The 1,105-nt window shown below is 65.7% G+C and carries 1 protein-coding gene and 1 pseudogene; both read left to right on the top strand.

Features of this window, described 5'->3' with window-relative positions; translation table 11 throughout:
- Window positions 1-377: pseudogene (locus UK23_RS52745) on the top strand (hypothetical protein); the annotation flags it as partial.
- A gap of 86 nt (window positions 378-463) precedes the next feature.
- Window positions 464-1,060 (top strand): hypothetical protein, encoded by a 597-nt coding sequence (locus UK23_RS48795; RefSeq protein ID WP_052684832.1) that lies wholly within the window; start codon window positions 464-466, stop codon window positions 1,058-1,060.
- Window positions 1,061-1,105: the final 45 nt, after the last annotated feature.

The raw sequence follows: 1,105 nt of genomic DNA on the forward strand, positions 1-1,105 counted from the left end.
CGCTCAAGCTGGGCATGACGCTCGAGGAGGCCCGCGCCGCCGGCCTGACCACCCTGACTTGGGAGAACGCTGCCGAAGCCGAGTGCGTGGCCGACGACAGGATCGCGGTCTCCAAGAAGTACGGCATCGAGCGCATCACCCTGCCCTCGCAGGCCAAGACGTCCAAGGGCATCGGCGTCGGCTCGACCTTCGGCGACGTGCGGAAGGCCTACCCTGCCGCCTCCGAGTACCGCGCCGGCTGGTCGGTGTCCATCGACGCCAACGCCCACTACGCCTTCCTCGGTGAACTGACCAACGAGCGGTTCGGTGAGGCGGACAAGGTCACCAAGATCAAGATCGGCGCGAACGACGTCTACTGCTCGATGGCTTTCCTCTGACCCCGTTGGTACCCGCCCCACTGGGGGTGCGGCGGGTACCAACGCATTGGTTCAACGACGAACAACAAGTCCTGGGGGGACCTGAAATGAACCGCTCGCTCATCCTCGTCACCGCTGCCGCCGCTCTCGCTCTGGCGGCCTGCACGTCCACTCCGCAGTCGCCGAAGGAGGACTCGCCACCGGCGGCCTCCAACTCCGCACAGCCAACTTCCAACCCGGCGCCGCCTGTGGTGACCGAGGTCGTGACCCAGACCGTCACGAACCCGCCCGCGGCGCCGGAGAAGCCAGTGATCGGCTCGTTCGGCTACGGCAAGCTCAAGCTGGGCATGTCGCTGCAGCAGGCGCGCGACACCGGACTGATCAGCAGGGACGAGGACGACGACCCGAATGCCGAGTGCTCGACCCACGAAATCCTCGGCACCGGAGAACGCACGTGGATTTCCAAGACTCAAGGTGTCGTGACCATCAGTTTCACACCGGCCATGTCGTCCGACGGCGTTGGCAAGGGCGCGACCGAGGCCAAGCTCAAGGCCGAGTACACCAACCTCGAGCCGATCGGGCCGAACTACAGCTACGTCGCCAAGGCCGACAACAACCCGAACGCGACGTTCGTCTTCGGGGTGGTGGACGGCAAGCTCCGGCAGGCGCTCCTCGACCTCAACGGTCAGCGTTGCCACAACTAGACGGTTGATTCCAAGGGTCCGCAGCCACGGACCTGCGGGAGTTCC

Source organism: Lentzea aerocolonigenes (genome assembly GCF_000955955.1).
Taxonomy (GTDB): domain Bacteria; phylum Actinomycetota; class Actinomycetes; order Mycobacteriales; family Pseudonocardiaceae; genus Lentzea; species Lentzea aerocolonigenes_A.